This is a genomic window from Pseudomonas caspiana, from assembly GCF_040224095.2.
Taxonomy (GTDB): Bacteria; Pseudomonadota; Gammaproteobacteria; order Pseudomonadales; family Pseudomonadaceae; genus Aquipseudomonas; species Aquipseudomonas caspiana.
The window spans coordinates 2,258,193-2,284,126 of record NZ_CP167995.1; the positions used below are offsets into that span (position 1 = coordinate 2,258,193).

The 25,934-nt window shown below is 55.8% G+C and carries 24 protein-coding genes; 21 read left to right on the top strand and 3 right to left on the bottom strand.

The window, feature by feature from the left end; genetic code table 11:
* Positions 1–180: 180 nt before the first annotated feature.
* The 9 genes from ABRP31_RS10385 (at position 181) to ABRP31_RS10425 (ending at position 7,421) form a co-directional block, all read left to right on the top strand.
* Positions 181–930, top strand: coding sequence for an electron transfer flavoprotein subunit beta/FixA family protein (locus tag ABRP31_RS10385; RefSeq protein ID WP_349970861.1), 750 nt, complete (start codon positions 181–183; stop codon positions 928–930).
* A 2-nt stretch (positions 931–932) separates the two neighbouring features.
* Positions 933–1,862: an FAD-binding protein gene (locus ABRP31_RS10390; protein WP_349970860.1), complete on the top strand. Its 930-nt coding sequence runs from the start codon at positions 933–935 to the stop codon at positions 1,860–1,862.
* A 159-nt stretch (positions 1,863–2,021) separates the two neighbouring features.
* Complete coding sequence (locus tag ABRP31_RS10395) at positions 2,022–2,846, top strand: transporter substrate-binding domain-containing protein (RefSeq protein WP_349970859.1); 825 nt, start codon at positions 2,022–2,024, stop codon at positions 2,844–2,846.
* A gap of 34 nt (positions 2,847–2,880) precedes the next feature.
* The gene (locus tag ABRP31_RS10400; protein ID WP_087274186.1) at positions 2,881–3,231 is read left to right on the top strand and encodes a DUF4398 domain-containing protein; all 351 of its coding nucleotides are present in this window, start codon (positions 2,881–2,883) and stop codon (positions 3,229–3,231) included.
* Positions 3,228–4,043 carry an OmpA family protein gene (locus ABRP31_RS10405; RefSeq protein WP_349970858.1) on the top strand — a complete coding sequence of 272 codons (816 nt, stop codon included), beginning with the start codon at positions 3,228–3,230 and terminating at the stop codon, positions 4,041–4,043. The genes ABRP31_RS10400 and ABRP31_RS10405 overlap by 4 nt, the downstream gene beginning before the upstream one ends.
* Positions 4,044–4,258: 215 nt before the next feature.
* Positions 4,259–5,698 (top strand): PLP-dependent aminotransferase family protein, encoded by a 1,440-nt coding sequence (locus ABRP31_RS10410; protein WP_349970857.1) that lies wholly within the window; start codon positions 4,259–4,261, stop codon positions 5,696–5,698.
* A 332-nt stretch (positions 5,699–6,030) separates the two neighbouring features.
* Positions 6,031–6,429, top strand: coding sequence for a translation initiation factor 2 (locus tag ABRP31_RS10415; protein WP_349970856.1), 399 nt, complete (start codon positions 6,031–6,033; stop codon positions 6,427–6,429).
* Between the two features lie 71 nt (positions 6,430–6,500).
* Entirely contained in the window at positions 6,501–6,758 is a 258-nt protein-coding gene (locus tag ABRP31_RS10420; protein WP_372489362.1) for a YkgJ family cysteine cluster protein, read from the top strand.
* 57 nt (positions 6,759–6,815) lie between these two features.
* Complete coding sequence (locus ABRP31_RS10425; RefSeq protein ID WP_349970855.1) at positions 6,816–7,421, top strand: START domain-containing protein; 606 nt, start codon at positions 6,816–6,818, stop codon at positions 7,419–7,421.
* A 195-nt stretch (positions 7,422–7,616) separates the two neighbouring features.
* Here ABRP31_RS10425 and gltA read toward each other — a convergent pair whose 3' ends face one another.
* A complete protein-coding gene (gltA, locus tag ABRP31_RS10430; RefSeq protein ID WP_027900891.1) occupies positions 7,617–8,906 on the bottom strand; it encodes a citrate synthase in 1,290 nt (429 codons plus the stop codon).
* Positions 8,907–9,267: 361 nt separating this feature from the next.
* Between gltA and sdhC the strand changes: the two genes are divergently transcribed.
* The 9 genes from sdhC (at position 9,268) to sucD (ending at position 20,717) form a co-directional block, all read left to right on the top strand.
* Complete coding sequence (gene sdhC, locus ABRP31_RS10435; protein ID WP_087274171.1) at positions 9,268–9,642, top strand: succinate dehydrogenase, cytochrome b556 subunit; 375 nt, start codon at positions 9,268–9,270, stop codon at positions 9,640–9,642.
* Complete coding sequence (gene sdhD, locus ABRP31_RS10440) at positions 9,636–10,004, top strand: succinate dehydrogenase, hydrophobic membrane anchor protein (protein WP_087274173.1); 369 nt, start codon at positions 9,636–9,638, stop codon at positions 10,002–10,004. The genes sdhC and sdhD overlap by 7 nt, the downstream gene beginning before the upstream one ends.
* Before the next feature lie 3 nt (positions 10,005–10,007).
* Positions 10,008–11,780: a succinate dehydrogenase flavoprotein subunit gene (gene sdhA, locus ABRP31_RS10445; protein WP_087274175.1), complete on the top strand. Its 1,773-nt coding sequence runs from the start codon at positions 10,008–10,010 to the stop codon at positions 11,778–11,780.
* 11 nt (positions 11,781–11,791) lie between these two features.
* Positions 11,792–12,496: a succinate dehydrogenase iron-sulfur subunit gene (locus ABRP31_RS10450; protein WP_027900895.1), complete on the top strand. Its 705-nt coding sequence runs from the start codon at positions 11,792–11,794 to the stop codon at positions 12,494–12,496.
* 260 nt (positions 12,497–12,756) lie between these two features.
* The gene (locus tag ABRP31_RS10455; RefSeq protein ID WP_087274177.1) at positions 12,757–15,588 is read left to right on the top strand and encodes a 2-oxoglutarate dehydrogenase E1 component; all 2,832 of its coding nucleotides are present in this window, start codon (positions 12,757–12,759) and stop codon (positions 15,586–15,588) included.
* A gap of 41 nt (positions 15,589–15,629) precedes the next feature.
* Positions 15,630–16,868 carry a 2-oxoglutarate dehydrogenase complex dihydrolipoyllysine-residue succinyltransferase gene (gene odhB / locus ABRP31_RS10460; RefSeq protein WP_349970854.1) on the top strand — a complete coding sequence of 413 codons (1,239 nt, stop codon included), beginning with the start codon at positions 15,630–15,632 and terminating at the stop codon, positions 16,866–16,868.
* Between the two features lie 173 nt (positions 16,869–17,041).
* Positions 17,042–18,478 (top strand): dihydrolipoyl dehydrogenase, encoded by a 1,437-nt coding sequence (gene lpdA, locus ABRP31_RS10465; protein ID WP_087274181.1) that lies wholly within the window; start codon positions 17,042–17,044, stop codon positions 18,476–18,478.
* Positions 18,479–18,666: 188 nt separating this feature from the next.
* On the top strand, positions 18,667–19,833 hold the full coding sequence (gene sucC, locus ABRP31_RS10470) for an ADP-forming succinate--CoA ligase subunit beta (RefSeq protein WP_032629164.1): 1,167 nt from the start codon (positions 18,667–18,669) through the stop codon (positions 19,831–19,833).
* Complete coding sequence (gene sucD / locus ABRP31_RS10475; protein WP_087274183.1) at positions 19,833–20,717, top strand: succinate--CoA ligase subunit alpha; 885 nt, start codon at positions 19,833–19,835, stop codon at positions 20,715–20,717. Before sucC ends, sucD begins: the two co-directional genes overlap by 1 nt.
* A gap of 794 nt (positions 20,718–21,511) precedes the next feature.
* On the opposite strand, the gene ABRP31_RS10480 is transcribed toward sucD, so the two are convergent.
* Positions 21,512–22,687 (bottom strand): IS481 family transposase, encoded by a 1,176-nt coding sequence (locus tag ABRP31_RS10480; RefSeq protein ID WP_349973837.1) that lies wholly within the window; start codon positions 22,685–22,687, stop codon positions 21,512–21,514.
* Between the two features lie 428 nt (positions 22,688–23,115).
* Here ABRP31_RS10480 and brnQ point away from each other — a divergent pair, with 428 nt between their 5' ends.
* Complete coding sequence (gene brnQ, locus ABRP31_RS10485; RefSeq protein WP_349972249.1) at positions 23,116–24,429, top strand: branched-chain amino acid transport system II carrier protein; 1,314 nt, start codon at positions 23,116–23,118, stop codon at positions 24,427–24,429.
* 122 nt (positions 24,430–24,551) lie between these two features.
* Here brnQ and ABRP31_RS10490 read toward each other — a convergent pair whose 3' ends face one another.
* Positions 24,552–24,809, bottom strand: a complete 258-nt coding sequence (locus ABRP31_RS10490; RefSeq protein WP_087267897.1) for a hypothetical protein — start codon at positions 24,807–24,809, stop codon at positions 24,552–24,554.
* 167 nt (positions 24,810–24,976) lie between these two features.
* Between ABRP31_RS10490 and ABRP31_RS10495 the strand changes: the two genes are divergently transcribed.
* Both ABRP31_RS10495 and ABRP31_RS10500 read left to right on the top strand, forming a co-directional pair.
* On the top strand, positions 24,977–25,441 hold the full coding sequence (locus tag ABRP31_RS10495) for a PaaI family thioesterase (protein ID WP_087267901.1): 465 nt from the start codon (positions 24,977–24,979) through the stop codon (positions 25,439–25,441).
* On the top strand, positions 25,438–25,890 hold the full coding sequence (locus ABRP31_RS10500) for a PaaI family thioesterase (RefSeq protein ID WP_349972250.1): 453 nt from the start codon (positions 25,438–25,440) through the stop codon (positions 25,888–25,890). Before ABRP31_RS10495 ends, ABRP31_RS10500 begins: the two co-directional genes overlap by 4 nt.
* The last annotated feature ends 44 nt before the right edge of the window (positions 25,891–25,934 follow it).

Sequence of the window (25,934 nt, forward strand, 5' to 3'; positions counted from 1 at the left end):
CCTGCATAGCCCAGATGTGCGGCATCTGGTGTTTATCCGTGTTCAGGTGGCTTGTTTATTGAGGTCACCGTTCGTTCTGTACGAATACGTCTGTTTCCAGAGGCTGTTTCACGGGTACATATGCATCGCCGGGTCTTGCACCGGGCGACTTTCTTTTCACCGGAGAGAAACGAGGAATCCATGAAGGTTCTAGTAGCTGTCAAACGAGTGGTCGACTACAACGTCAAGGTTCGCGTCAAGGCGGACAACTCCGGCGTCGATCTCGCTAACGTCAAAATGTCGATGAACCCCTTCTGCGAAATCGCTGTGGAAGAAGCAGTACGCCTGAAAGAGAAAGGCGTTGCGACCGAGATCGTCGTCGTTTCCATTGGTCCGACCAATGCTCAGGAGCAGCTGCGTACCGCGCTGGCGCTGGGTGCTGATCGTGCCATCCTCGTTGAGTCCGCTGATGAGCTGAACTCCCTGGCCGTTGCCAAGTTGCTCAATGCCGTCGTGGCCAAGGAGCAGCCACAACTGGTTATCCTCGGTAAGCAGGCGATCGACAGCGACAATAATCAGACTGGCCAGATGCTGGCAGCGTTGAGCGGCTTCGCTCAGGGCACCTTTGCTTCTAAGGTAGAAGTCAGCGGCGACAAGGTTGCCGTAACGCGCGAAATCGACGGCGGTCTGCAGACTGTTTCGTTGAGCCTGCCTGCTGTAGTCACTACTGACCTGCGTCTGAACGAGCCGCGCTATGCGTCACTGCCAAACATCATGAAAGCCAAGAAGAAGCCGCTTGAAGTGCTGACGCCCGAGGCTTTGGGTGTTTCAACCGCTTCCACGACCAAGACCATCAAGGTCGAAGCACCGGCTGCACGTAGCGCGGGCATCAAGGTCAAGTCGGTGGCTGAACTGGTCGAGAAACTGAAAAACGAAGCGAAGGTAATCTAACTATGACTATCTTGGTAATCGCTGAACATGACAATGCAACGTTGGCTCCAGCCACGCTGAATACCGTGGCGGCTGCAGTCAAAATTGGCGGCGACATTCATGTGCTCGTTGCCGGTGCAGGCGCTTCGGCTGTCGCCGATGCTGCTGGCAAGGTCGCTGGCGTCGCGAAAGTGCTGGTGGCCGACAACGCTGCTTATGCCCATCAACTGCCAGAGAACATCGCTCCTCTGGTCGTCGAGCTGGCCGGTGGCTACAGCCACATCCTGGCCGCCGCTACTTCCAACGGCAAAAACATTCTGCCGCGCGTTGCTGCACTGCTGGACGTTGACCAGATCTCCGAGATTATCTCGGTCGAATCGGCTGACACCTTCAAGCGCCCGATTTACGCCGGTAACGCTATCGCTACTGTTCAGTCGTCGGCATCGGTCAAAGTGATCACCGTGCGGGCTACCGGTTTCGATCCAGTTGCTGCTGAAGGCGGTTCTGCTGCGGTTGAAGCTGTTGCTGCAGCTCACGACGCAGGCAAATCGAGCTTTGTGGGCGAAGAGCTGGCCCAGTCTGATCGTCCCGAACTGACCGCTGCCAAGATCGTCGTATCTGGCGGTCGTGGCATGCAGAATGGCGACAACTTCAAGCACTTGTACACGCTGGCTGACAAGCTGGGCGCTGCTGTTGGCGCTTCCCGTGCAGCAGTGGACGCAGGCTTCGTACCGAACGACATGCAGGTCGGTCAGACCGGCAAGATCGTTGCACCACAGCTGTACATCGCGGTCGGTATTTCCGGCGCGATCCAGCATCTGGCGGGCATGAAAGACTCGAAAGTCATCGTCGCTATCAACAAGGACGAAGAAGCTCCGATCTTTCAGGTAGCTGATTACGGTCTGGTTGCCGACCTGTTCGAAGCAATCCCTGAGCTGGAGAAGCTGGTTTAATCCAGATGCTTCGCTTATAAGTGCTTCTCTAAAGCCCCGTTCGTTTCGGCCTGTGAGCATCGCAGTTAGTGCGAGTTCACGTGGTCCGGGCGAACGGGTTTTTTATTGGCTGTTTTAAAGCTTCATAGAAAAATCTGAACGCAAAAAAAAGGATTCTCCATGGGTCAGTCAAACAGGCTGCTTTCTGCGCTTTTCATAGGTGTGCTTGCAGCGCCCGGTCTGGCAATGGCGGGGGGCAAATGTGAGCGCCTGATTGTGACCGGCAGTCCGGATGCCCCGCCTTATCTGTGGCGTGATCCTCAGGACCCCAAGCACTTGATGGGCGCCAGTGCTGATCTGTTCAAGCAGGCGGCGCAAGAGCTAGGGATAAAAGTTGAAGTATTGTTCGCCGGCAAACGCAGTCAGGCGCTTGAAGAAGTGCGTAGCGGTCGCATGGACATGTTGGTGGATGCGCCACTGAATCAGGCTGAGCTAGAGGCGCTGGACTACATCCATCCGCCACTGATTCAGAATGAAGTCATGGTCTGGACGCGTCATGATCAAGCGTTGCCGATGGATACATTGGCTGATCTTCAGGGACACAAGGGGGCGGCGTCCGAACGCATTCGCCTGACGCAGGCATTCGATGCAGCCGTCAAGGCACGCCTGACCCTTGAGCGTCTGCCTAATCTCACCGAGGCCTTTCAGAAACTGATGCTGGGGCAGGTGGATTACGTTCTCGCCAGTCGCTACCCAGGTACGGCGATGGTGCAGACACTCGGCCTTGCCAAGGATCTGGTTGCACGACCGCAACCGTTGGACCAGCCGGGTCTATATCTCGCACTGTCTTTCAATTCGGCTTGCAACGATCCCTGGTTGCGCGGACAGCTGGCCAAAAAGATGACAGAATCGGCCGCTTCTGACCTGTCGGGTGAAGCAGTCAAACGCAATCTGGAAATCTGGAAGGCTCAATTACTGCATCCGGCCAGCGCCTCAAACAAGTAGGAATGTTTTTGTGACTTCTTTTGTGACAGCTTTTGTGAAAAGCCGCCCTTTATTCGCGACCATTGCATTTGCCGCATTGGTGGGCTGTGCCAACGATCCGGCACCGATTGAACAAATGAAACTGACCGAGAAAGCCGTCGCCCAGGCCAAGGCTGTGGGGGCCGTCGATGAGCCGGAAATGCAGATGGCGGAATCGAAACTGGGGCAGGCTCGCTCTGAAATGATCAATGAATCGTTCAAGGCTGCGCGCATGCAAGCTGAACAGGCCGAACTGGATGCGCGCCTGGCAGAGGCTCGGGTTCTGACTGAGAAGAGTCAGGAGCAAATAACTCAGCTGGACACTCGCCTCAACCGTCTGCGCAAGCAGTTGGGGGAGGGGCAATGAAGCGTATGTCTCGAGTATTAAAGGCTTGTCTGCTGTCGGGTTTCGCCGGTCTTTATGGTTGTGCAGGTCATCAGGTGGGTGAGCAGGCATTGCAGCAGGCAAATGCTGACTTCCAGAAAGTGAAAGAGGACGGCGATGTGCTGCGCAGTGCTCCGAAAGACGTAGTGCGCGCAGGTGAGTTGCTGGGCAAGGCTGAGCGCCTGTCGAGTTACCTGGGCAGCGGCAGTGATGTGGCTCATTACGCGTATCTCAGCAGCCGCTACAGCGCGATCGCCCGTGAGCACAGCAATTTGCTGCTCAACACCGAGCGGCTTGAAAAGCAGGAAATGGAGCGTCAGCGGCTTCAGTTGGCGCTGCGTGAAGCGAAGCTGGCCAGCGCCCAGCAACACGGCCAGTGGCTGGAAGACCAGATTGTCAGCCTGGCTACTACGCAGACCGAGCGCGGGTTGGTCATGACGTTGGGTGATGTGTTATTCGATACCGGTCACGCTGAGCTCAAAAGCTCGGCCAACCGCACAGTGCTCAAGGTTGTGCAGTTTTTGCAGCTCAACCCCAAGCGCGTTGTTCGTATCGAGGGCTATACCGACAACACGGGTGAAAAGCAGGAAAATCTGCGGTTGTCCCAAGAGCGCGCACAATCGGTGGCCGACGTGTTGACCGATCTCGGCGTCGATGAAAAACGCATCCATGTGCAGGGCTATGGTGATGAATACCCTGTGGAGGCCAACGCTTCCGAGCGGGGCCGTGCGAAAAACCGTCGTGTTGAGATCGTCTTTTCTGATTCCAAAGGGCATCTCGGCCCCAATCGCTGAAAAACTTTAAAAAAAATCGACGCCTGTTTTCAGGTGTCGATTTTTTTTGGCCTAAAAAGCCGACGACTTGGCGATTTTGCCTGATAAATTTTTCAATCAAAGTGTTCAAGGGCTAGCCGTTCAGGAAACTGTCCCAGTACACTTCGCAACTGTTCTGGTGACAAATCGACTATCTTCCTACAAAAGCAAGTCGCCAGCGGTATCGAGGCTGCGTCATGACCAACCTTCTGCTCTATCAAAAAATCGCTCAGCAGCTGGCTGAAGATATTCGTCGCGGTGTTTATCAGCCGGGCGAGCGTGTGCCCTCGGTGCGCAAGATGAGTTCGCAGCTCAATGTCAGCCATGCGACCGTCTTGCAGGCGTATGCGAATCTGGAGGACCAGGGGTTGATTCGGGCTCGGCCGCAGTCGGGTTATTACGTGCACCAGACCCCCGCGCTCACGGCGCCTACACCCGACATTGCTCGTGTGGAAAGACCGGGGCTGGTGACGCGCAGCAGCATTATTCAGCAGGTTTTGATGGAGTCACGCCGTGAAGGGGTTTTCCCTTTAGGCGCTGCGGTGCCGCATGTCGATTACCTGCCTGTGCGTGCCTTGCATCAGCAGATAGCAAAAGTGACCCGTTTTCAGAGCCCTCGGGCGTTCAGTTACATGTTCAGTCCGGGTTTCGAACCCTTGCGTCGTCAGGTTGCCATTCGCATGCGAGACGCTGGCGTAGTGGTTGATCCGGCTGACGTAGTGATTACTCACGGCTGCGTCGACGCCCTGCAGATGGCATTACGGGTTGTCACCAGGCCTGGTGATTTGATCGCCGCAGAGTCGCCGACCTACTACGGTTTGCTGCAACTGGCTGACTTGTTAGGGCTCAAGGTTATTGAAATACCCAGCGACCCGCAGACAGGTATCAGCCTGGAAGCGTTGCAACTGGCAGCGAATCAGTGGTCGATCAAGGCCCTGGTGTTGACCTCGCGCCTGAGTAATCCGCTGGGCAGTAGCATGCCTGAAGAGCGCCAGAAGCATTTGCTGCGGCTTGTTTCGGATTTCGATATTCAAGTGGTTGAAGATGATATTTATGGCGAGCTGATGTTTGAGCAAGGGCGAGCCAAGGCTTTGAAGGCCTTTGATCGTCTGGGGCGCGTTATCTATTGCTCCAGCTTCTCCAAAACCTTGTCGCCCGGCGTGCGTATCGGCTGGATGATTGCGGGAAAATACCAGTCGGAAATTCAGCGCCTTCAGATATTCAGCACTCATTCAGCGTGCAGCGTCACGCAAATGGGCGTTGCCGCTTATCTGGAAAATGGCGGTTATGACCGGCATCTGCGGTTTATTCGCGCCGAGTATCGGAAAAACCTCAGCGCTTTTCAGCTCGCGGTGCAACAGTACTTTCCCGAAGGTACGCAGATGAGCCGACCGCTGGGTGGCTTTATCTTGTGGGTCAGCCTGCCAGGGCGAGTCAATACACAGGAGTTGCACATCCGGGCACTGGAGCAGGGGATCAGCATTGCGCCGGGACTGATCTTCAGCAATACAGAACAGTTCAATCACTGCATTCGTCTGAACTGTGGCATCCCGTGGAATCGCGAGGCGGAGAGAGCGCTTATGACGCTCGGAATGCTGTCCAAACAGTTATGTCAGGAAACGGTTGAGCTCTATTGAGGTCAGCTATTTAGGTCCTGCAGAAATAGCGTATCGCTCTGCAGGTTGATCTCTGTCTTGTTATTGGACGTGCAACAGGCCAGCATGTTGTTTTCTGCCTTTGCCATTTCTGCCCTATGAATGTTTTTCGTTGTGTAGCGTTGTCGTTGGTCGTTCTTCTGGGTGCCTGTGATGCTCAGGACGGGGCCGCGCCCAAGCCCAAGGTATCAGCTGAAACCCAGGTGCCGAAGAGGACTGATGCCAGCCCTTCTGTGGCTGAGTCGACACCCTCTGCGCCTGAGCCTGCAAAGGCGCCGACGCATGAGTTGGCGCCTAATATATCGGTGGTTCCGGTGACGGCCAAAGATGGCGCAAGTGCGTCAGGCAAGCCGAAGGCTGAAGCGACAAAAACGCCTGCAACCAAAACAGTGACCGAGAAAAAGCGCGATGCGGTGGCCCGCAAGTCGGTGGCCGAGAGTAAAAAAGCGCTCAAAGACACTAGCCTGAACAATGCCAAGCTCGATTTGAGCCTGCCTCCTGAGCTGGCCGAAGAGCTGCAGCCTGCCGGAACGACCAAGGCCAAACCTCGCAAGCCAATTTTGCCGCCAATGTTTGGCGATAAGCGCGCTTCTGGTAATGACCCTTTTGAGCTCAATGGGCGCATTCTGAGCAACGAGATGGATTTGCAGATGCGTAACGACAGTCGGCGTGAGGTGGAAGGTGCTGCGCTGGACTTCAAGTTCAGGCAGTAGCGCCAGGGATTTCAAACGCGCGTTTCAGCGGGTACTATCACGCTTCGAATTTCTCTTTCAGGGTGCTGGTCATGGACTGCCGCTCAGGCTGTGGTGCTTGTTGCATCGCGCCTTCTATCACTTCTCCCATACCCGGTATGCCTGATGGCAAGCCTGCAGGCGAGCGTTGTCTGCATTTATCGCTCGATATGCTGTGCGCAATTTTTGGTCAGCCCGAACGTCCCGCAGTGTGCAGTCAGTTCAAGGCTGCGCACGATGTCTGTGGAGTGGATCAAGCTGATGCGATTCGTCTGATTACCTGGTGGGAGGACGCTACAGCAGTTGCGTGAGGGTTGCTGTGCGACAGAATTGATTGGCTGGAACTTCAAACAATAAGGAATACAACAATGAGTTCGCTGCATCGAATAGCTGTTGTCTGCGGTATGACTGTGCTCATCTCTGCTGTTGCTCAGGCTGAGGACTGGAAAGTTGCAAAAGATGAGGCGGGGATCAAGGTTTCGCTGAGCGAGGTGTCGGGTTCTCAGTACAAGGCTTATCGTGGCGAGACCGTTATCAACGCGAGTGTCGCTAAGTTGCGCAGTCTTCAAGAAGACGTAGCGGGTGCCTGTGCCTGGATTCATGAGTGCAAGTCGCAGAAGATGCTGAAACATGAAGGCAATCAAGCCTGGACGTACACTCAGATCAATACGCCGTGGCCGGTAACGCCTCGTGATTCGGTATTGCTGGTGACGACGGAAGAGGGCGCTGACGGCAGCCTGACCCGCAAACTTCAGGAGGTACCCAAGTACATACCTGAGGAAAAAGGGTTTGTGCGGGTGTCGCAAGTCGACGGCTTCTGGAGGTTTGTGCCGCAAGGGCCGAACAAGACTTTAGTGACTTATCAAGTGCACACCGAGCCAGGCGGTAGCGTGCCTTCATGGCTGGCTAACAAGTTCGTAGTAGATGCGCCGTTTAATACGTTGAAGGCGTTGAAGGAAAGGGCTGAGAAGTAGTCTCGCTTATTGCGCATCCCATCAATCATGGATTTGAATCACATTGCGTGCAGGGCTGCCGAAGGTTGCTATGCGTTTATCCTGCTACACCGCCTTCGGCAGCTCCTGCAAGGTTCCGTATCTGCTGAGCGTTCCAGGTAAGCAGGCATAAAAAAGGGCTGCCATTGGCAGCCCTTTTCAGTTGTAGCGTGAAGCTTACTTGCGGTCTTCCAGTGGCACGATATCGCGGGATACGTAGCCTGTGTACAGCTGGCGTGGACGGCCAATCTTATACGGGCTGGAAAGCATTTCCTTCCAGTGGGAGATCCAGCCGACAGTCCGCGCCAAGGCGAAGATTACGGTGAACATGCTGGTTGGAATGCCGATTGCCTTGAGGATGATGCCCGAATAGAAGTCGACGTTCGGGTACAGCGAGCGCTCGATGAAGTAAGGATCGGTCAGGGCGATCTCTTCCAGGCGCATGGCCAGTTCAAGTTGCGGGTCATTGGTGATGCCCAGCTCCTTGAGGACTTCGTCGCAGGTCTGTTTCATCACGGTGGCGCGCGGGTCGCGGTTCTTGTAAACCCGGTGACCGAAGCCCATCAGTTTGAACGGATCGTTCTTGTCCTTGGCTTTGGCGATGAACTTGTCGATGTTCGACACATCGCCGATCTCATCCAGCATGGACAGTACTGCTTCGTTCGCGCCGCCGTGTGCCGGGCCCCAGAGCGCGGCAATACCGGCTGCGATGCAGGCGAACGGGTTAGCCCCCGAAGAGCCCGCCATACGTACGGTGGACGTCGAGGCGTTCTGTTCGTGGTCGGCGTGCAGGATGAAGATCTTGTCCATGGCCTTGGCCAGTACCGGGCTGATCGGTTTGATCTCGCACGGTGTGTTGAACATCATGTGCAGGAAGTTCTCGGCGTAGCTCAGGTCATTACGCGGGTACATCATGGGTTGACCCATGGAGTACTTGTAAACCATTGCTGCCAGGGTCGGCATCTTGGCGACCAGACGGATGGCCGAGATTTCACGGTGCTGTGGATTATTGATATCCAGAGAGTCGTGATAGAACGCGGAGAGAGCGCCCACCACACCGCACATCACTGCCATCGGGTGAGCGTCGCGGCGGAAGCCGTTGAAAAATGTTTTGAGTTGCTCGTGAACCATGGTGTGGTTTTTCACGACAACAACGAACTGTGCTTTCTGTTCGGCGGTTGGCAATTCGCCGTTCAGCAACAGGTAGCAGGTTTCCAGGTAGTCCGACTGCTCGGCCAGTTGTTCGATCGGATAGCCGCGGTGTAGCAGGATCCCGTTGTCACCATCAATGTAGGTGATCTTCGACTCGCAAGAGGCGGTCGACATGAAGCCTGGGTCGAATGTGAAGCGGCCGGTGGCTGTCAGACCACGTACGTCGATAACGTCGGGGCCTACGGTGCCGGTCAGAATGGGCAGCTCGACGGGGGCTGCGCCCTCGATGATCAACTGCGCTTTATTATCAGCCATGTGGCCTCCTGTTTATGCTTCAAATCATCAGACGGCCCCCCACGCAGGGCCCGCACCACTATAGTTAGATAAAATCTAAAGTCAATTTGCCTAAAGTCGTGTTCCAGAAGGCTTTCAGGCTTGATTTGCCCTGCGACATTGTGTCACTTACGCTTTTTATCCGGCCAGCGCAATCACCTATTTGAAGGGCTTCTCTGCGTTGTCATTAGTGACCTAACTGTCTATACTCGGCGTCCGACCGCCAGGGGCTTTAGGGCCTGTATACCGGTGGTCGTCACTCCCTGGGTGGTGGGTACCTGACCAGTGCACTTCCCAATAATTTGCCCTGATTGTTAGGGGCTCTTCAGTGTGAAATAAAGCCGTGAAAAGCCAACGACCTGTAAACCTAGACCTAAGGACCATCAAACTCCCAGTCACTGCTTACACGTCCATTCTTCACCGCATCTCCGGAGTTATTCTGTTTGTCGGCCTCGTCATCATGCTTTATGCATTGGACAAGTCGCTGAGCTCCGAGGAAGGCTTCGGTGAGGTGAAAGCGTGTCTGACCAGCCCGCTGGCCAAGCTTGTGATTTGGGCTCTGCTGTCCGCCTTGCTTTATCACCTGGTAGCGGGCATCCGCCACCTGATCATGGATGCGGGCATTGGCGAGACGCTGGAAGGCGGCAAGCTGGGCTCCAAAATCGTTATCGCCGTATCCGTGGTGGTAATCGTTCTGGCGGGAGTATGGATATGGTAACCAACGTCACTAACCTGTCGCGTTCGGGCCTCTATGACTGGATGGCGCAGCGCGTATCTGCGGTCGTGCTCGCGGCTTATTTCATTTTCCTGATTGGATACCTCGTTGCCCACCCGGGCATCGACTATGCCCAGTGGCATGGTCTGTTCTCTCATACGGGAATGCGCATTTTCAGCCTGTTGGCCCTCGTTGCTCTGGGCGCTCACGCCTGGGTTGGCATGTGGACCATCGCCACTGACTACCTGACGCCAATGGCGCTGGGCAAGTCGGCGACCGCTGTGCGTTTCCTTTTCCAGGCAGTCTGCGGCGTTGCGATGTTCGCGTACTTTGTCTGGGGTGTGCAGATTCTTTGGGGTATCTGATTCATGGCTAACATAAATACACTTACATTCGACGCCATCATTATTGGTGGCGGCGGTGCAGGCATGCGTGCAGCCTTGCAGCTGGCTCAGGGCGGCCACAAGACCGCCGTAGTCACCAAGGTTTTCCCGACTCGCTCGCACACCGTTTCTGCTCAGGGTGGCATCACCTGTGCAATTGCATCTGCCGACCCGAACGATGACTGGCGCTGGCACATGTACGATACCGTCAAGGGCTCCGACTATATCGGTGACCAGGACGCTATCGAATACATGTGTCAGGAAGGCCCGGCTGCGGTCTTCGAGCTGGACCACATGGGTTTGCCATTCTCCCGCACCGAAACCGGTCGTATCTACCAGCGTCCGTTTGGTGGTCAGTCCAAGGATTTCGGCAAGGGCGGTCAGGCTGCGCGTACGTGTGCGGCCTCTGACCGTACCGGCCACGCGCTGTTGCACACCCTGTATCAGGGCAACCTGAAAGCAGGTACCACTTTTCTGAACGAGTATTACGCTGTTGATCTGGTGAAAAACCAGGACGGCGCGTTCGTGGGTGTGATTGCGATCTGCATCGAAACCGGCGAAACCATGTACATCCGCGCCAAGGCGACTGTACTGGCTACCGGCGGCGCTGGCCGTATCTATTCCTCTACCACCAATGCCCTGATCAATACCGGTGACGGCGTTGGTATGGCACTGCGTGCCGGTGTTCCTGTTCAGGACATCGAAATGTGGCAGTTCCACCCGACTGGCATTGCTGGTGCAGGTGTACTGGTTACTGAAGGTTGCCGTGGTGAAGGTGGATACCTGATCAACAAGCACGGTGAGCGTTTCATGGAGCGCTATGCGCCGAACGCGAAAGACCTTGCTGGTCGTGATGTTGTTGCGCGCTCGATGGTTAAAGAGATCATTGCCGGTAACGGTTGTGGCCCTGATGGCGATCACGTGATGCTGAAGCTCGATCACTTGGGCGAAGAAGTGCTGCACAGCCGCTTGCCAGGTATCTGTGAGCTGTCGAAGACCTTTGCGCACGTGGATCCGGTTGTTGCTCCAGTACCTGTTGTGCCTACCTGTCACTACATGATGGGTGGTGTTGCCACCAACATTCATGGCCAGGCCATGACCCAGGATGCTGACGGTAACGATCAGATCCTTCCAGGGTTGTTCGCGGTAGGTGAAGTGGCGTGCGTATCTGTGCACGGTGCCAACCGTCTGGGTGGTAACTCGCTGCTCGACCTCGTGGTATTTGGTCGTGCTGCAGGCCTGCACCTGGAGAAAGTGCTGACCGAAGGCATTGAATATGCTGACGCGAGCGAAACCGATATCGATGCCGCGCTGAGCCGTCTCAATGGCCTCAACGAGCGTACCGAAGGTGAGGACGTTGCCACTCTGCGTCGCGAGCTGCAAAGCTGCATGCAGAACTACTTTGGTGTGTTCCGCACCGGCGAATACATGCAGAAAGGTATCGCCCAGCTGGCAGACCTGCGCGTTCGTATCGCCAACGTCAAGATCAACGACAAGTCCCAGGGCTTCAACACTGCGCGTATCGAAGCGCTTGAGTTGCAGAACCTGCTGGAAGTCGCCGAAGCCACGGCGGTTGCTGCGGAAGTGCGTAAAGAGTCCCGCGGTGCTCACGCTCGCGAAGACTATGAAGATCGTGACGATGAAAACTGGCTGTGCCACACCCTGTACTTCCCGGGCGAGAAGCGGGTTGCCAAACGTGCAGTCAACTTTGCGCCGAAGACAGTACCGGCGTTTGAACCGAAAATTCGGACTTACTAAAGGTGGCCGCTATGTTGAAAGTTGAAGTTTATCGCTACAACCCCGACAGCGACTCTGCGCCTAAGACCCAGGTGTTCGACGTTGATACCGGTGGCAAAGACTTGATGGTGCTGGATGTATTGGCCCTGATCAAGGAACAGGATGAAGGTTTCTCCTACCGTCGTTCGTGCCGCGAAGGTGTTTGCGGTTCCGACGGTATGAATATCAACGGCAAAAACGGCCTGGCGTGTATCACGCCGCTGTCGGCCGTGGTCAAGGGCAACAAGCTGGTGGTGCGTCCGCTGCCTGGTTTGCCTGTGATACGTGACCTGGTTGTTGATATGAGCATCTTCTACAAGCAGTACGAGAAGGTTAAGCCATATCTGTTGAACGACACCCCGGCTCCGGCCATCGAACGTCTTCAGACTCCTGAAGAGCGTGAGAAGCTGGATGGTCTGTACGAGTGCATTCTGTGCGCTTGCTGCTCGACCTCCTGCCCGTCGTTCTGGTGGAACCCGGACAAGTTCCTCGGTCCAGCTGCACTGCTGCAAGCCTATCGTTTCCTGGCTGACAGCCGTGACAACAAGACCGCCGAACGTCTGGCTTCGCTTGATGACCCGTTCAGCGTATTCCGCTGCCGCGGGATCATGAACTGCGTAAACGTTTGTCCGAAGGGCCTTAACCCAACCAAGGCTATCGGTCACGTGCGCAACATGCTCCTGCAAAACGGCGTCTGATTTGACTGTTACACCGTAATGCCGTAATACCCGTAACCGCTGCGGCGCAGGCTTCAACCGGCGCCGTAGTTTTAACCTGAGCAGCAACAAGTAATGTTGCGGCTCTTATTTTGAAGAAATAAGACCAGCAGGGGCATCCGGGCTGGTACCCGGACTATCTGCGTGATCCTAAGTGACTTGATACAGTCGCTGCACATGACTATCTCAGGTTTGCTGTGGTGTCTTCGCCGGTGGTGTCCCCTTACCGAGGGTGACCAAGCATGCAAGAAAGCGTGATGCAGCGCATGTGGAACAGTGCCCACCTTTCCGGTGGTAACGCTGCCTATGTGGAAGAGCTCTATGAGCTCTACCTGCACGACCCTAACGCTGTGCCAGAGGAATGGCGCACCTACTTTCAGAAGTTGCCCGCTGACGGCAACTCTGCCACCGATGTATCGCACTCGACGATTCGCGATCATTTCGTGTTGCTGGCCAAAAACCAGCGCCGCGCCCAACCGGTATCCGCCGGGAGCGTGAGCAGCGAGCATGAAAAGAAGCAGGTCGAAGTGTTGCGGCTCATCCAGGCTTACCGTATGCGCGGCCATCAGGCGGCCCAGCTCGACCCGCTGGGGCTGTGGCAACGTACGGCGCCAGCTGACCTGTCGATCAATCACTACGGATTGACCAACGCTGACCTGGATACCACTTTCCGTGCCGGAGACTTGTTCATCGGCAAAGAGGAAGCGAGCCTACGCGAAATCCAGGACGCCCTACATAAGACATATTGCCGCACCATCGGCGCTGAGTTCACCCACATCGTGGATTCCGAGCAGCGCAACTGGTTCATGCAGCGTCTTGAAAGCGTCCGTGGCCGTCCTGCGTTCTCTGCCGAAATTCAGAGCCATTTGCTCGAGCGCGTTACCGCGGCAGAGGGTCTTGAAAAGTACCTGGGCACCAAATACCCAGGCACCAAGCGCTTCGGTCTGGAAGGTGGCGAAAGCCTGATTCCGATGCTGGACGAATTGATCCAGCGTTCCGGTTCGTACGGCACCAAGGAAATCGTTATCGGCATGGCCCACCGTGGTCGCCTTAACGTGCTGGTCAACACCTTCGGCAAGAACCCCCGCGAGCTTTTCGACGAGTTCGAAGGCAAGAAAAAAGTCGAGCTGGGTTCCGGTGACGTTAAATATCACCAGGGCTTTTCTTCGAACGTAATGACCCCGGGCGGCGAAGTTCACCTCGCCATGGCGTTCAACCCGTCTCACCTGGAGATCGTTTCTCCGGTGGTCGAAGGTTCTGTTCGTGCTCGTCAGGATCGTCGTAACGATCCGAACGGTGACAAGGTTCTGCCAATTTCCCTCCACGGTGATGCTGCTTTTGCAGGGCAGGGCGTGGTCATGGAAACCTTCCAGATGTCGCAGACTCGCGGCTTCAAGACGGGCGGCACGATCCATATCGTCATCAACAACCAGGTTGGTTTCACCATCAGCAACCCGCTGGACTCGCGTTCCACCGAGTACGCCACCGACGTTGCCAAGATGATTCAGGCGCCGATTCTCCATGTGAATGGCGATGACCCTGAAGCCGTTGTATTCGTAACCCAGCTGGCTATCGACTACCGCATGCAGTTCAAGCGTGACGTGGTAATCGATCTGGTCTGCTACCGTCGTCGCGGCCACAACGAAGCGGATGAACCAAGCGGTACTCAGCCTTTGATGTACCAGCAAATCACCAAACAGCGCACCACGCGTGAGCTGTATGCCGAAAGCCTGATCAAGGCCGGCGTTCTGGATGATGCTCGCGTACAGGCCAAGATCGACGACTACCGCAACGCGCTGGACAACGGTCTGCATGTTGTGAAAAGTCTGGTCAAAGAGCCAAACAAAGAGCTTTTCGTGGACTGGCGTCCGTATCTGGGCCACGCCTGGACTGCACGTCACGACACCCGCTTTGACCTCAAGACCCTGCAGGAACTGTCGGCCAAGCTGATGGAACTGCCAGAAGGTTTCGTGGTTCAGCGTCAGGTTCAGAAAATCTACGAAGACCGTCAGAAGATGCAAGCCGGCGGCCTGCCGATCAACTGGGGTTACGCCGAAACCATGGCGTACGCAACCCTGGCATTCGAAGGTCACCCGATTCGCATGACGGGTCAGGACATCGGCCGCGGTACGTTCTCGCACCGTCATGCGGTGCTGCACAACCAGAAAGACGCCGGTACCTACATTCCGTTGCAGAATCTGTATGCCGGTCAGCCACGTTTCGATCTGTATGACTCCTTCCTATCGGAAGAAGCCGTACTAGCCTTCGAATACGGCTACTCAACCACCCAGCCAGATGCCCTGGTTATCTGGGAAGCCCAGTTCGGCGACTTCGCCAACGGTGCGCAAGTGGTTATCGACCAGTTCATCACCAGCGGTGAGCACAAGTGGGGCCGTCTGTGCGGTCTGACCATGTTGCTGCCTCATGGTTATGAAGGGCAGGGGCCAGAACACTCGTCGGCACGTCTTGAGCGTTACTTGCAGGGTTGTGCCGAGCACAACATTCAGGTGTGCGTACCGACTACGCCAGCGCAGATCTACCACTTGCTGCGCCGTCAGGTTATCCGTCCGCTGCGCAAGCCGCTGATTGTGCTGACACCGAAGTCGTTGCTGCGTCACAAGCTGGCCGTTTCGACCCTGGAAGATCTCGCCGAAGGTTCGTTCCAGACTGTCATCCCGGAAATCGATACGCTCGATGCCGCCAAAGTGACGCGTCTGGTGCTGTGCGGCGGCAAGGTTTACTACGACCTGCTGGAAAAACGCCGTGCCGAAGGCCGCGAAGATATCGCCATCGTGCGTATCGAGCAGCTGTACCCGTTCCCGGAAGACGACCTGATGGAGGCGATTGCGCCTTACACCAACCTGCAGAAGGTTGTGTGGTGTCAGGAAGAACCGATGAACCAGGGTGCCTGGTACAGCAGCCAGCACCACCTGCGTCGCAGCGTTGGTAATCACAACCGCAATCTCGTTCTCGAGTATGCCGGTCGTGACGCCTCTGCAGCGCCTGCATGTGGTTACGCTTCGATGCACGCCGAGCAGCAGGAAAAACTGCTGCAAGATGCCTTCACTGTTTAACGCCTTCGCGCATTAGAAACCGAATTAAGGAATTACAGATAATGGCTATCGAGATCAAAGCCCCCTCTTTCCCGGAATCAGTTGCCGACGGCACCATTTCCAAGTGGCACAAACAGCCGGGCGAAGCGGTAAAACGTGACGAGCTGCTGGTTGACATCGAGACTGACAAGGTTGTCCTCGAAGTACTGGCCGAAGCTGACGGCGTACTGGCATCGATCGTGAAAGGCGAGGGCGAAATCGTCCTCTCCAACGAACTGATCGCAACTCTGGACGGTGGCGCTACCGCATCTGCTGCTCCGGCCACCGCTGCCGCACCTGCTGCTGCCCCGGCTCAAGCAGCTGCTCCGGCCGCTGCTCCAGCTGCCGCTGGCGACGAAGATTCGGTTGCTGCTCCTGCTGCTCGCAAACTGGCTGAAGAAAACGGCATCAACCTGGCCAGCGTCAAAGGCACTGGTAAAGATGGCCGCGTCACCAAGGAAGACGTGGTTGCTGCTGTTGAAGCCAAGAAATCTGCACCTGCCGCTGCTCCTGCTGCCCAGCCAGCTACCGCCGCTGCGCCTGTGGTTGCTACTGGCGACCGTACCGAGAAGCGTGTACCGATGACTCGTGTACGTGCCACCGTTGCCAAGCGTCTGGTTGAAGCTCAATCGAACATGGCGATGCTGACCACGTTCAACGAAGTCGACATGACTGAAGTCATGGCGCTGCGTTCGAAGTACAAGGACCTGTTCGAGAAGTCCAACAATGGCGTACGCCTGGGCTTCATGTCGTTCTTCGTCAAGGCAACCACCGAGGCGCTGAAACGCTTCCCGGCTGTCAACGCCTCGATCGATGGTTCCGATATCGTTTACCACGGCTACGCTGACGTCGGTGTTGCGGTATCCAGCGATCGTGGTCTGGTGGTTCCGGTTCTGCGTAATGCAGAGCAGATGAGCCTGGCTGAAATCGAAGGTGGCATCGCTACCTTCGGCAAGAAAGCCCGTGACGGTAAGCTGTCCATCGACGAAATGACTGGCGGTACCTTCACCATCACCAACGGTGGTACTTTCGGTTCGATGATGTCGACTCCGATCGTTAACCCGCCGCAAGCGGCCATCCTGGGTATGCACAACATTATCCAGCGCCCGATGGCGGTCAATGGTCAGGTTGTGATTCGTCCGATGATGTACCTGGCTCTGTCTTACGATCACCGTTTGATCGATGGTAAAGAAGCTGTGACGTTCCTGGTGACCATCAAGAACCTGCTGGAAGATCCAGCTCGTCTGCTGCTGGATATCTGATGAGGCAGCCCCGGGCTGCAAGCCGCAAGCTGCGAGAGAAAAGCAGCGTGGGGTGGAGCTCGGGTTTTGCAAATGACATCTAATGAACAAGTTGCAACGCTCGTCTGTAATACATCACAGGCCAGCTTGCAGCTTGTAGCTTAAAGCTCGCAGCTAAAGAGGAACTCTTTGTTATGTCCCAGAAATTCGACGTGGTAGTGATTGGCGCAGGCCCTGGCGGTTATGTTGCCGCCATCAAGGCTGCGCAACTTGGTCTCAAGACTGCCTGCATCGAGAAGTATCAGGACAAGGAGGGCAAGCTGGCCCTCGGCGGTACTTGCCTGAACGTGGGTTGCATTCCGTCCAAGGCGCTGCTGGACAGCTCCTGGAAGTTCTACGAAGCCAAAAATGGTTTCTCGATCCATGGTATTTCGACTTCTGAAGTCAGCATGGACGTACCGGCCATGGTCGGTCGCAAGGCTAACATCGTCAAAGGCCTGACCGGCGGCGTTGCCAGCCTGTTCAAAGCCAATGGCGTGACCACTCTGCAAGGCCACGGCAAGCTGCTGGCCGGCAAGAAAGTCGAGCTGACCGCTGCTGATGGCACCGTTGAAGTCATCGAAGCTGATCACGTGATTCTGGCTTCCGGTTCGCGTCCGATCGACATTCCACCGGCTCCGGTTGATCAGAAAGTCATCGTTGACTCGACTGGTGCCCTGGAATTCCAACAGGTTCCGAAGCGTCTGGGTGTGATCGGCGCTGGCGTTATCGGCCTGGAGCTGGGTTCGGTATGGGCTCGTCTGGGTGCACAGGTTACTGTTCTGGAAGCCCTGGATAAATTTATCCCTGCTGCTGACGAAGCTGTTTCCAAAGAAGCGCTGAAAACTTTCACCAAGCAAGGCCTGGACATCAAACTGGGCGCTCGCGTTACCGGTTCGAAAGTTGAAGGCGAAGAAGTTGTGGTCAGCTACACCGACGCAGCAGGCGAGCAGTCGATCACTTTCGACCGCCTGATCGTAGCCGTTGGTCGTCGTCCGGTGACAACTGATCTGCTGGCAGCTGACAGCGGCGTGGACCTGGATGAGCGTGGTTTCATCTACGTCGATGACTACTGCACCACCAGCGTTCCGGGCGTTTACGCGATCGGCGACGTGGTTCGTGGTCTGATGCTGGCCCACAAGGCTTCTGAAGAAGGCATCATGGTTGTTGAGCGCATCAAGGGTCACAAGGCTCAGATGAACTACAATCTGATCCCTTCGGTTATCTACACCCACCCAGAAATCGCATGGGTGGGTAAAACCGAACAGACCTTGAAGACTGAAGGCGTTGAAGTTAACGTCGGCACTTTCCCGTTCGCAGCCAGTGGCCGTGCCATGGCAGCAAACGACACGGGCGGCTTCGTCAAGATCATTGCCGACGCCAAGACTGACCGTGTTCTGGGTGTTCACGTTATTGGTCCAAGCGCTGCCGAGCTGGTACAGCAAGGCGCGATCGCGATGGAATTCGGCAGCAGTGCCGAAGATATCGGCATGATGGTCTTCTCCCATCCGACGCTGTCCGAAGCATTGCATGAAGCTGCTCTGGCCGTGAATGGCGGTGCCATTCACATCCAGAACCGCAAAAAGCGTTAAGACAACAAGAGAAACCACGACGGACTGCCCGTCGTGAGCCTTGCGAGCAAGACTCACCGCGGAATGTCCGCCGGACTCGACCTCCGGACTCTTCCTGACGGGATTGCCCGGAGTAGCGGTCACAGGTGGTGCGGCACGCCAGACGTGCAGCACCGAATGCGCAGTACCTAACGAAGACGGTAATAAGCATGAATCTTCACGAGTATCAGGGTAAGCAGCTGTTCGCTGAGTACGGCCTGCCAGTATCCAAAGGCTACGCAGTAGACACCCCGGAAGCAGCAGCAGAAGCTTGCGACAAGATTGGCGGGACTGAATGGGTTGTCAAAGCCCAGGTTCACGCTGGTGGTCGCGGTAAAGCGGGCGGCGTAAAGCTGGTTCGCAGCAAAGAAGACGCTGCAGCGTTCGCCCAGCAATGGTTGGGCAAGCGTCTGGTAACTTACCAGACTGACGCTAATGGTCAGCCAGTGACCAAGATCCTGGTTGAGTCCTGCACCGACATCGCTAAAGAGCTGTATCTCGGCGCTGTAGTGGACCGCTCGAGCCGTCGTATCGTGTTCATGGCTTCCACCGAAGGTGGCGTGGACATCGAAAAGATCGCTCACGACACTCCTGAGAAAATCCTCAAGGCCACGATCGATCCACTGGTTGGCGCTCAGCCATTCCAGGGTCGCGATCTGGCATTCCAGCTGGGTCTGGAAGGCAAGCAGGTTTCCCAGTTCGCCAAGATCTTCACCGGTCTGGCCAAGCTGTTCCAGGACCACGATCTGGCTTTGCTGGAAGTGAACCCGCTGGTAATCAAGGCTGACGGCGATCTGCATTGCCTCGACGCCAAGATCAACATCGATGCCAACGCCATGTACCGTCAGCCTAAGCTGAAGGCTTTCCACGATCCGTCGCAAGACGATCCGCGCGAAGCTCACGCTGCCAAGTTCGAACTGAACTACGTGGCGCTGGAAGGTAACATCGGCTGCATGGTCAACGGTGCTGGCCTGGCCATGGGTACCATGGACATCGTCAACCTGCATGGCGGCAAGCCAGCCAACTTCCTCGACGTAGGTGGTGGTGCAACCAAGGAACGCGTTACCGAAGCGTTCAAGATCATTCTGTCCGACACCAACGTCGCAGCAGTACTGGTCAACATCTTCGGCGGCATCGTTCGTTGCGACATGATTGCTGAAGGCATCATCGGTGCAGTGAAAGAAGTCGGCGTGAAAATCCCGGTTGTTGTTCGCCTTGAAGGTAACAACGCTGAACTGGGCGCTAAAGTACTGGCAGAAAGCGGTTTGAACATCATCGCTGCTACCAGCCTGACCGACGCTGCTCAACAAGTTGTCAAAGCTGCGGAGGGCAAGTAATGAGCGTCCTGATCAATAAAGACACCAAAGTAATCTGCCAGGGCTTCACCGGTTCGCAGGGTACTTTCCACTCCGAACAAGCCATTGCCTACGGCACCAAAATGGTCGGCGGCGTGACTCCGGGCAAAGGTGGCACCACTCACCTGAACCTGCCAGTGTTCAACACTGTGCAAGAAGCTGTAGATAAAACCGGCGCAACTGCTTCGGTCATCTACGTTCCGGCACCGTTCTGCAAGGACTCCATCCTTGAAGCAGCGTTCGGCGGCATCAAGCTGATCGTCTGCATCACCGAAGGCATCCCGACCATCGATATGCTGGAAGCCAAGGTCAAGTGCGACGAGCTGGGTGTGGTCCTGATCGGTCCTAACTGCCCAGGCGTTATCACTCCGGGCGAGTGCAAGATCGGCATCATGCCAGGTCACATTCACTTGCCAGGTAAAGTAGGCATCGTGTCGCGTTCCGGCACCCTGACTTACGAAGCTGTCAAGCAGACTACTGACGCCGGTTTCGGTCAGTCGACTTGCGTTGGTATCGGTGGTGACCCGATCCCTGGCTCCAACTTCATCGACATCCTGAAGCTGTTCCAGGAAGACCCGAAGACCGAAGCGATCGTGATGATCGGTGAGATCGGCGGTTCGGCTGAAGAAGAAGCGGCTGCCTACATCAAGGCAAACGTGACCAAGCCGGTTGTTTCCTACATCGCTGGTGTGACTGCTCCTCCGGGCAAGCGCATGGGCCATGCTGGCGCAATCATCTCTGGCGGCAAAGGTACTGCAGACGAGAAATTCGCTGCGCTGCAAGACGCAGGCGTTAAAACCGTGCGTTCGCTGGCAGACATCGGCAAGGCTTTGGCTGAGCTGACAGGTTGGGAAGTCAAAAAATAAGCGAATGCTTATTTGATTGACCGACTACACAAAGGCCACCTTCGGGTGGCCTTTGTGCGTTGTGGAGGGGGCGAACATCATTCCGGGCGGTTGCGTACATATCCGTTGCTGCGTTATGGCTGATATTGGTTGCGCTTTTACAGCGCGTCACTTTTGATGGATCCGGAAGCCGGCCCAGACAAAAGTAACCAAAACGCTCTTGCCCCACCACTCGGCACCTCGCTGTCGCTCGGTGTACCCGCCCGCAGATCCTGAACCGTGGGCCGCCGCAATGGGCCATCCATGGCCCGGTGCGGCTAACCCGGCATCCTTGCCGGGTTGCCCACGGTTCAGAATCTGCGTTCGGCCAGCGTGGTTTAACGGGGCGCCTCAGATCAAAATCAAAAGCGCGGCGGCCTGACAGCCGACCTGATTTGTGAACTTACCGATTTTCTGTAGGAGCTGCCGAAGCCTGCGATGCGGTGTGTCAGACGAAACCTGTGTTGGATGTGCTGACGTCTCGCGAACAAGTTCGCTCCTACCGGTCCGAGACGATCCCGCTATTCTCACCCCCCGTGCTCTTGATCTGCTTTTGATTTTGATCTTGAGCGCCCCGTTAAACCACGCCGGCCGGAATTCGATATTGCGGCGTGGGGCAACCCGGCAGGGATGCCGGTTTAGCCGCCTCAGGCCATGGATGGCCGGTGGCGGCGGCCCCGCGCCGCAATGTCGGATTACGGGCATACCGAGCCTAGGCGAGGGACCCAGTGGTGGGGCATGTACGGATCAACCACATGGGTTACAAAAAAGTGCATTCACATAGGTGACACTTTGATTGAGACATAACCGTTTTTTGCATCTCTCGCATTCACATGGCCCAAGATCACCGGACCGAAGATTACATTCCATACCCCATCACCGATCATCTCCATTCCGATGGTCTGATGACAAAGTAAATTGCCCACATAAACCCGCATGCCTCCTCGATTGATGATTCCGCTACTGTCGGCCAGGTAACTCTCAATATGACTCGCATAGGTCATTTCCGGTAGCGTTTCTGGGTACATTCGAGTTGAAGGCGTATAGCAAGCAGCAGGCGTTTTCTGACCAAGCGCCTCGTGTCCACGCTCGTAATTGTAGTGCTGCAGGAAGCGATCAAAGTGGCGCTGCTGGGCCTCCCAGGCAATTGCCGATGGATGAGGTAACGTACTTTTCAGCGTCCGGTGCATACGCTCATGCCGCCCATTCTGGTCTGGGCGACCGGGCTCGATTCGCTCAGGAATGATCCCAAGTCTCATCCACCAGATCGACAGCTGTGACAGCCCTGCACGACTGGTGCTGGCAAACGGAATCCCATTGTCAGTACGAATACGCTCTGGCAGGCCGTATTCGCGAAAAACCCTTTCGAAGGTTTGCTGTGTTTCCTTGAGATTGGTGCTGCTCATGCTCTGGCAAGCCAGCAAAAACCGGCTGGCATGATCCATGATCGTCAGCGGATAACACCAAATCCCTGCTCCGGTCAGGTATTGGCCCTTGTAGTCAGCACTGAATAACTGGTTGGGATTTTCTGCCTTACGTAAAGGCTTGGGATACACAGCCACCCGTCGGCGCAATGGCTTGGGGGTAATCAAATCAGCTGCTTTGAGAATGTTGTAAATGGTCGTTTTAGAGGGCGGATCCTGGTCTGGGAAACGCTGCATGAGGCTGTTCTGAATCTTCTTCGGGCCGGGGATCGTCTCGCCAATTAAGCGAAACTCAACGATTGCCTGCTTCACCACCAAGGGCACCACGTAGGTTTGGTTGTGGCGGCAGCGGCTATGTTCATCAAGCCCGCTCGGACCCTCTGCCTCGTAACGCCTGATCCACTTATACCCAGTCTTTCGGCTGACCTCATAGTCCCGGCACAGTTGGCTAAGGCTGTGCTTCTGGGACAGGTAGTCGGCGATAAACATCACTTTAAGGTCCATAGGTTTCAGCTCTTTCCAGGGCATGGTCAGATCCTCGCGAAATCGACCCTGCCAGTTAAAAACTGTTACCTATGTGCGTGAACTGATTTGTAACCCATGTGGGTGAGTCATACCGGCAAGAGCCTTTTGCTTACTTTTGGGCTCCTTTCAAAAGTGAGGCGCCGTAAGGGCGCAACCAATATCAGCCAATACCCACCAATGAATATGTACACAAAAATCCCGCCACAGAAATTGGTGTCGACACTTCGACCCCCAACCGTGCGTTCATCGGCCGCTTCGCCCTCTATTAGTGCAATAAACACGCAAATTGGTTAGGCTAGCCGCCATTTTGTGCATCGCGGGTCTCACAAGGAGCCGCTGCGCAGCGGCTCGTCCTAAAAGGACCGGCATGAATTTCCCCCACTCAGCGGGAAATCGCCCTCCAATTCCGATTCTGAAGTGTGGTTTTCTCAATGAAAGTGTTGAAAGGTCAGGACATCCTGGCACTGGGTTTCATGACGTTTGCCCTGTTCGTCGGGGCTGGCAACATCATCTTCCCGCCTATCGTAGGGCTGCAGGCCGGGCCGAACGTGTGGATGGCCGCGCTTGGCTTTCTGGTCACTGCGGTAGGCTTGCCAGTGGTCACCGTCATCGCGCTGGCCAAAGTCGGCGGCGCGATGGATGCGCTGAGCAGTCCCATTGGCAAGGTCGCTGGCAGTATCCTCGCAGCTGTCTGTTATCTGGCCGTAGGCCCGCTGTTCGCTACGCCGCGCACGGCAACCGTCTCATTCGAAGTCGGTCTTGCGCCTTTGACAGGGGACAGCGCGACAGCGTTGTTTCTTTACAGTCTGGTGTACTTCCTGATCGTACTCTGGGTGTCGTTCTACCCAGGCCGTTTGCTGGACACAGTTGGACGATTTCTGGCGCCGCTGAAAATCATCGCGCTGGCGGTATTGGGGATTGCAGCTTTTGCATTGCCCGCAGGAGACATCGGTGTCGCTGAGCCAGCTTATGTCGCTGCGCCATTTTCCCAGGGCTTCATCAATGGTTACCTGACCATGGATACGTTGGGTGCCTTGGTGTTCGGCATCGTTATTGTTAATGCCATTCGCTCCCGTGGTGTGGAGTCGCCGCGTCTGATCACTCGCTACGCGATCATTGCCGGATTGATTGCCGGGGTGGGGTTGGCGCTGGTGTATATCAGCCTGTTCCGTCTTGGCTCCGGGAGCCATGCCGTCGCGGCAGGGGCGAGCAATGGCGCGGCGGTGTTGCATGCCTACGTGCAACATACCTTCGGTTCCCTGGGGAGCGGCTTCCTCGCGGTGCTGATCTCGCTGGCTTGTCTGGTGACTGCGGTAGGGCTGACGTGTGCGTGCGCCGAGTACTTTGCCAAGGTGCTGCCGCTCTCTTATAAAACCCTGGTGATCATACTTGCGGCATTTTCGCTGCTGGTCTCTAACCTGGGCCTGACCAAGCTGATCCTTTTCTCCATCCCCGTGCTGACGGCGATCTATCCGCCCTGCATCGTGCTGGTCGCGCTGAGCTTCTGCAAAGGTTTCTGGTATTCCCAGGGGCGTATCGTCGCGCCTGTGATGCTGGTGGCGTTTATATTCGGTCTGATCGATGCAATCAAAGGTGCCGGTTTCGCGGATTACTTGCCGCACGTCTTGAGCGATTTGCCGCTGAGTGAACAAGGGCTGGCGTGGTTGATACCCGCAATCATTGTTCTGTGCGTAGCGTTTGTCTGTGATCGTGTTATCGGCAAGCGCAGCGAGGCGCTGGCCTGAGGTTTAATGGCCTGCGATAAGCGCACTGGATAATATCGACAGGTGAGGTTATTAAACTCGCAACTAATAAAGCCCGCTTATAGCGGGCTTTATTATCTGAAAAGTCGGGGAAACTTTTCGGCTTACTTGGTGGTCGCTGGATCTTGAGTGGTCTTGCCAGCTTCCTGGGCGCGCTGTGCGTCCGCTTCGGCATTCTTCTGAGCGGCTTCCTGGCTTTCTTTGGCAGCGTCGTTCACTTTGTCCTGAGCCTTTTGCATCGACTCCTGGGATTCTTGAGCTGCTTTGTTCGCATCTTGTTGAGTGTTCTCGGATTTCTTGTCGCACGCGGCAAGGCCCAAGGTGGCAGAGAGCATCAAGGCATAAGCTAAAGTATTGCGCATGGGGTGTTTCTCCTTATTGAATATCTACGAGCCTAAGAGCCTTGGGCGTTAAATTAAGTTCCAACTCTTTTACCGGCGGACTGAATTTGTATTTCGGGCGCATAACCGAGCCGCTATGCTGAATGGCAGCAACTTTCGATCGAACTATAAAAATAGTTGTGAGCCCTATGAATGAAACCCTTGTGTTTGAGCGTGCCAAACGTTTTCTCTCTGCCTTGCCCCATTGTCAGGTGCTTGGATTGCAGGTAGTCAGTGCCGACGCAAACGGCATGACACTGGTGCTGCCTTATTCCGAGAAAATCATTGGTGATCCGCAGACTGGCGTTATACATGGCGGGGCGCTGACTTCTTTGATGGACAGTGCATGCGGTATCTCGATTCTTTGCGTGTTGGCGGAATTCGAAGTCTGCCCGACACTGGACCTGCGCATCGACTACATGAGCGCCGCGACGCCTCATCAGGATGTATTCGGCTTTGCGCAGTGTTACAGGGTCACGCCAGAGGTGCTCTTCATTCGAGGCTTTGCATGGCAGGATGATCCGCAGCAACCGATTGCTCATGTGGTGGGTACGTTCATGCGGTTGGGCAAGGGGGTCATCGGGACCCGTGCGTTTGCCGGAGGTGGTCAATGACGATTGATCTTCAGGAGCAAGCACGCCTGGCTCAGGTCTGCGGTGATTTCTCGCTGCTGCTCGACAGCATTCCCTACGCACGACTCATTGGTGTCAGATGCTCTCGCCAGGGTGATGATTTGATTTTCTGCCTGCCCGCGATTCAGGGCAATGTGGGCAATCCACTGCTTCCCGCGTTGCACGGCGGAGTGATCGCCGGTTTCATGGAGTTATCTGCGTGCCTGCATCTCATGATCGGCATGGGCACTGCGCAGTTGCCGAAAATCATCGATTTCTCGGTGGACTATCTACGCGCCGGTCTCTACCGCGCCACCTACGTTCAGTGTCAGGTCTGGCGGCAGGGGCGACGTGTAACGAATGTGGGCATTACCGCCTGGCAGACCACGGCAGCAGAACCCATCGCAACCGCACGTGCGCATTTCAAAATCGAAGACTTGCAGATCGAATAAGTTAAGCCCTTGAAATCCGGGACCCAGCCCCCACCTTGATGACA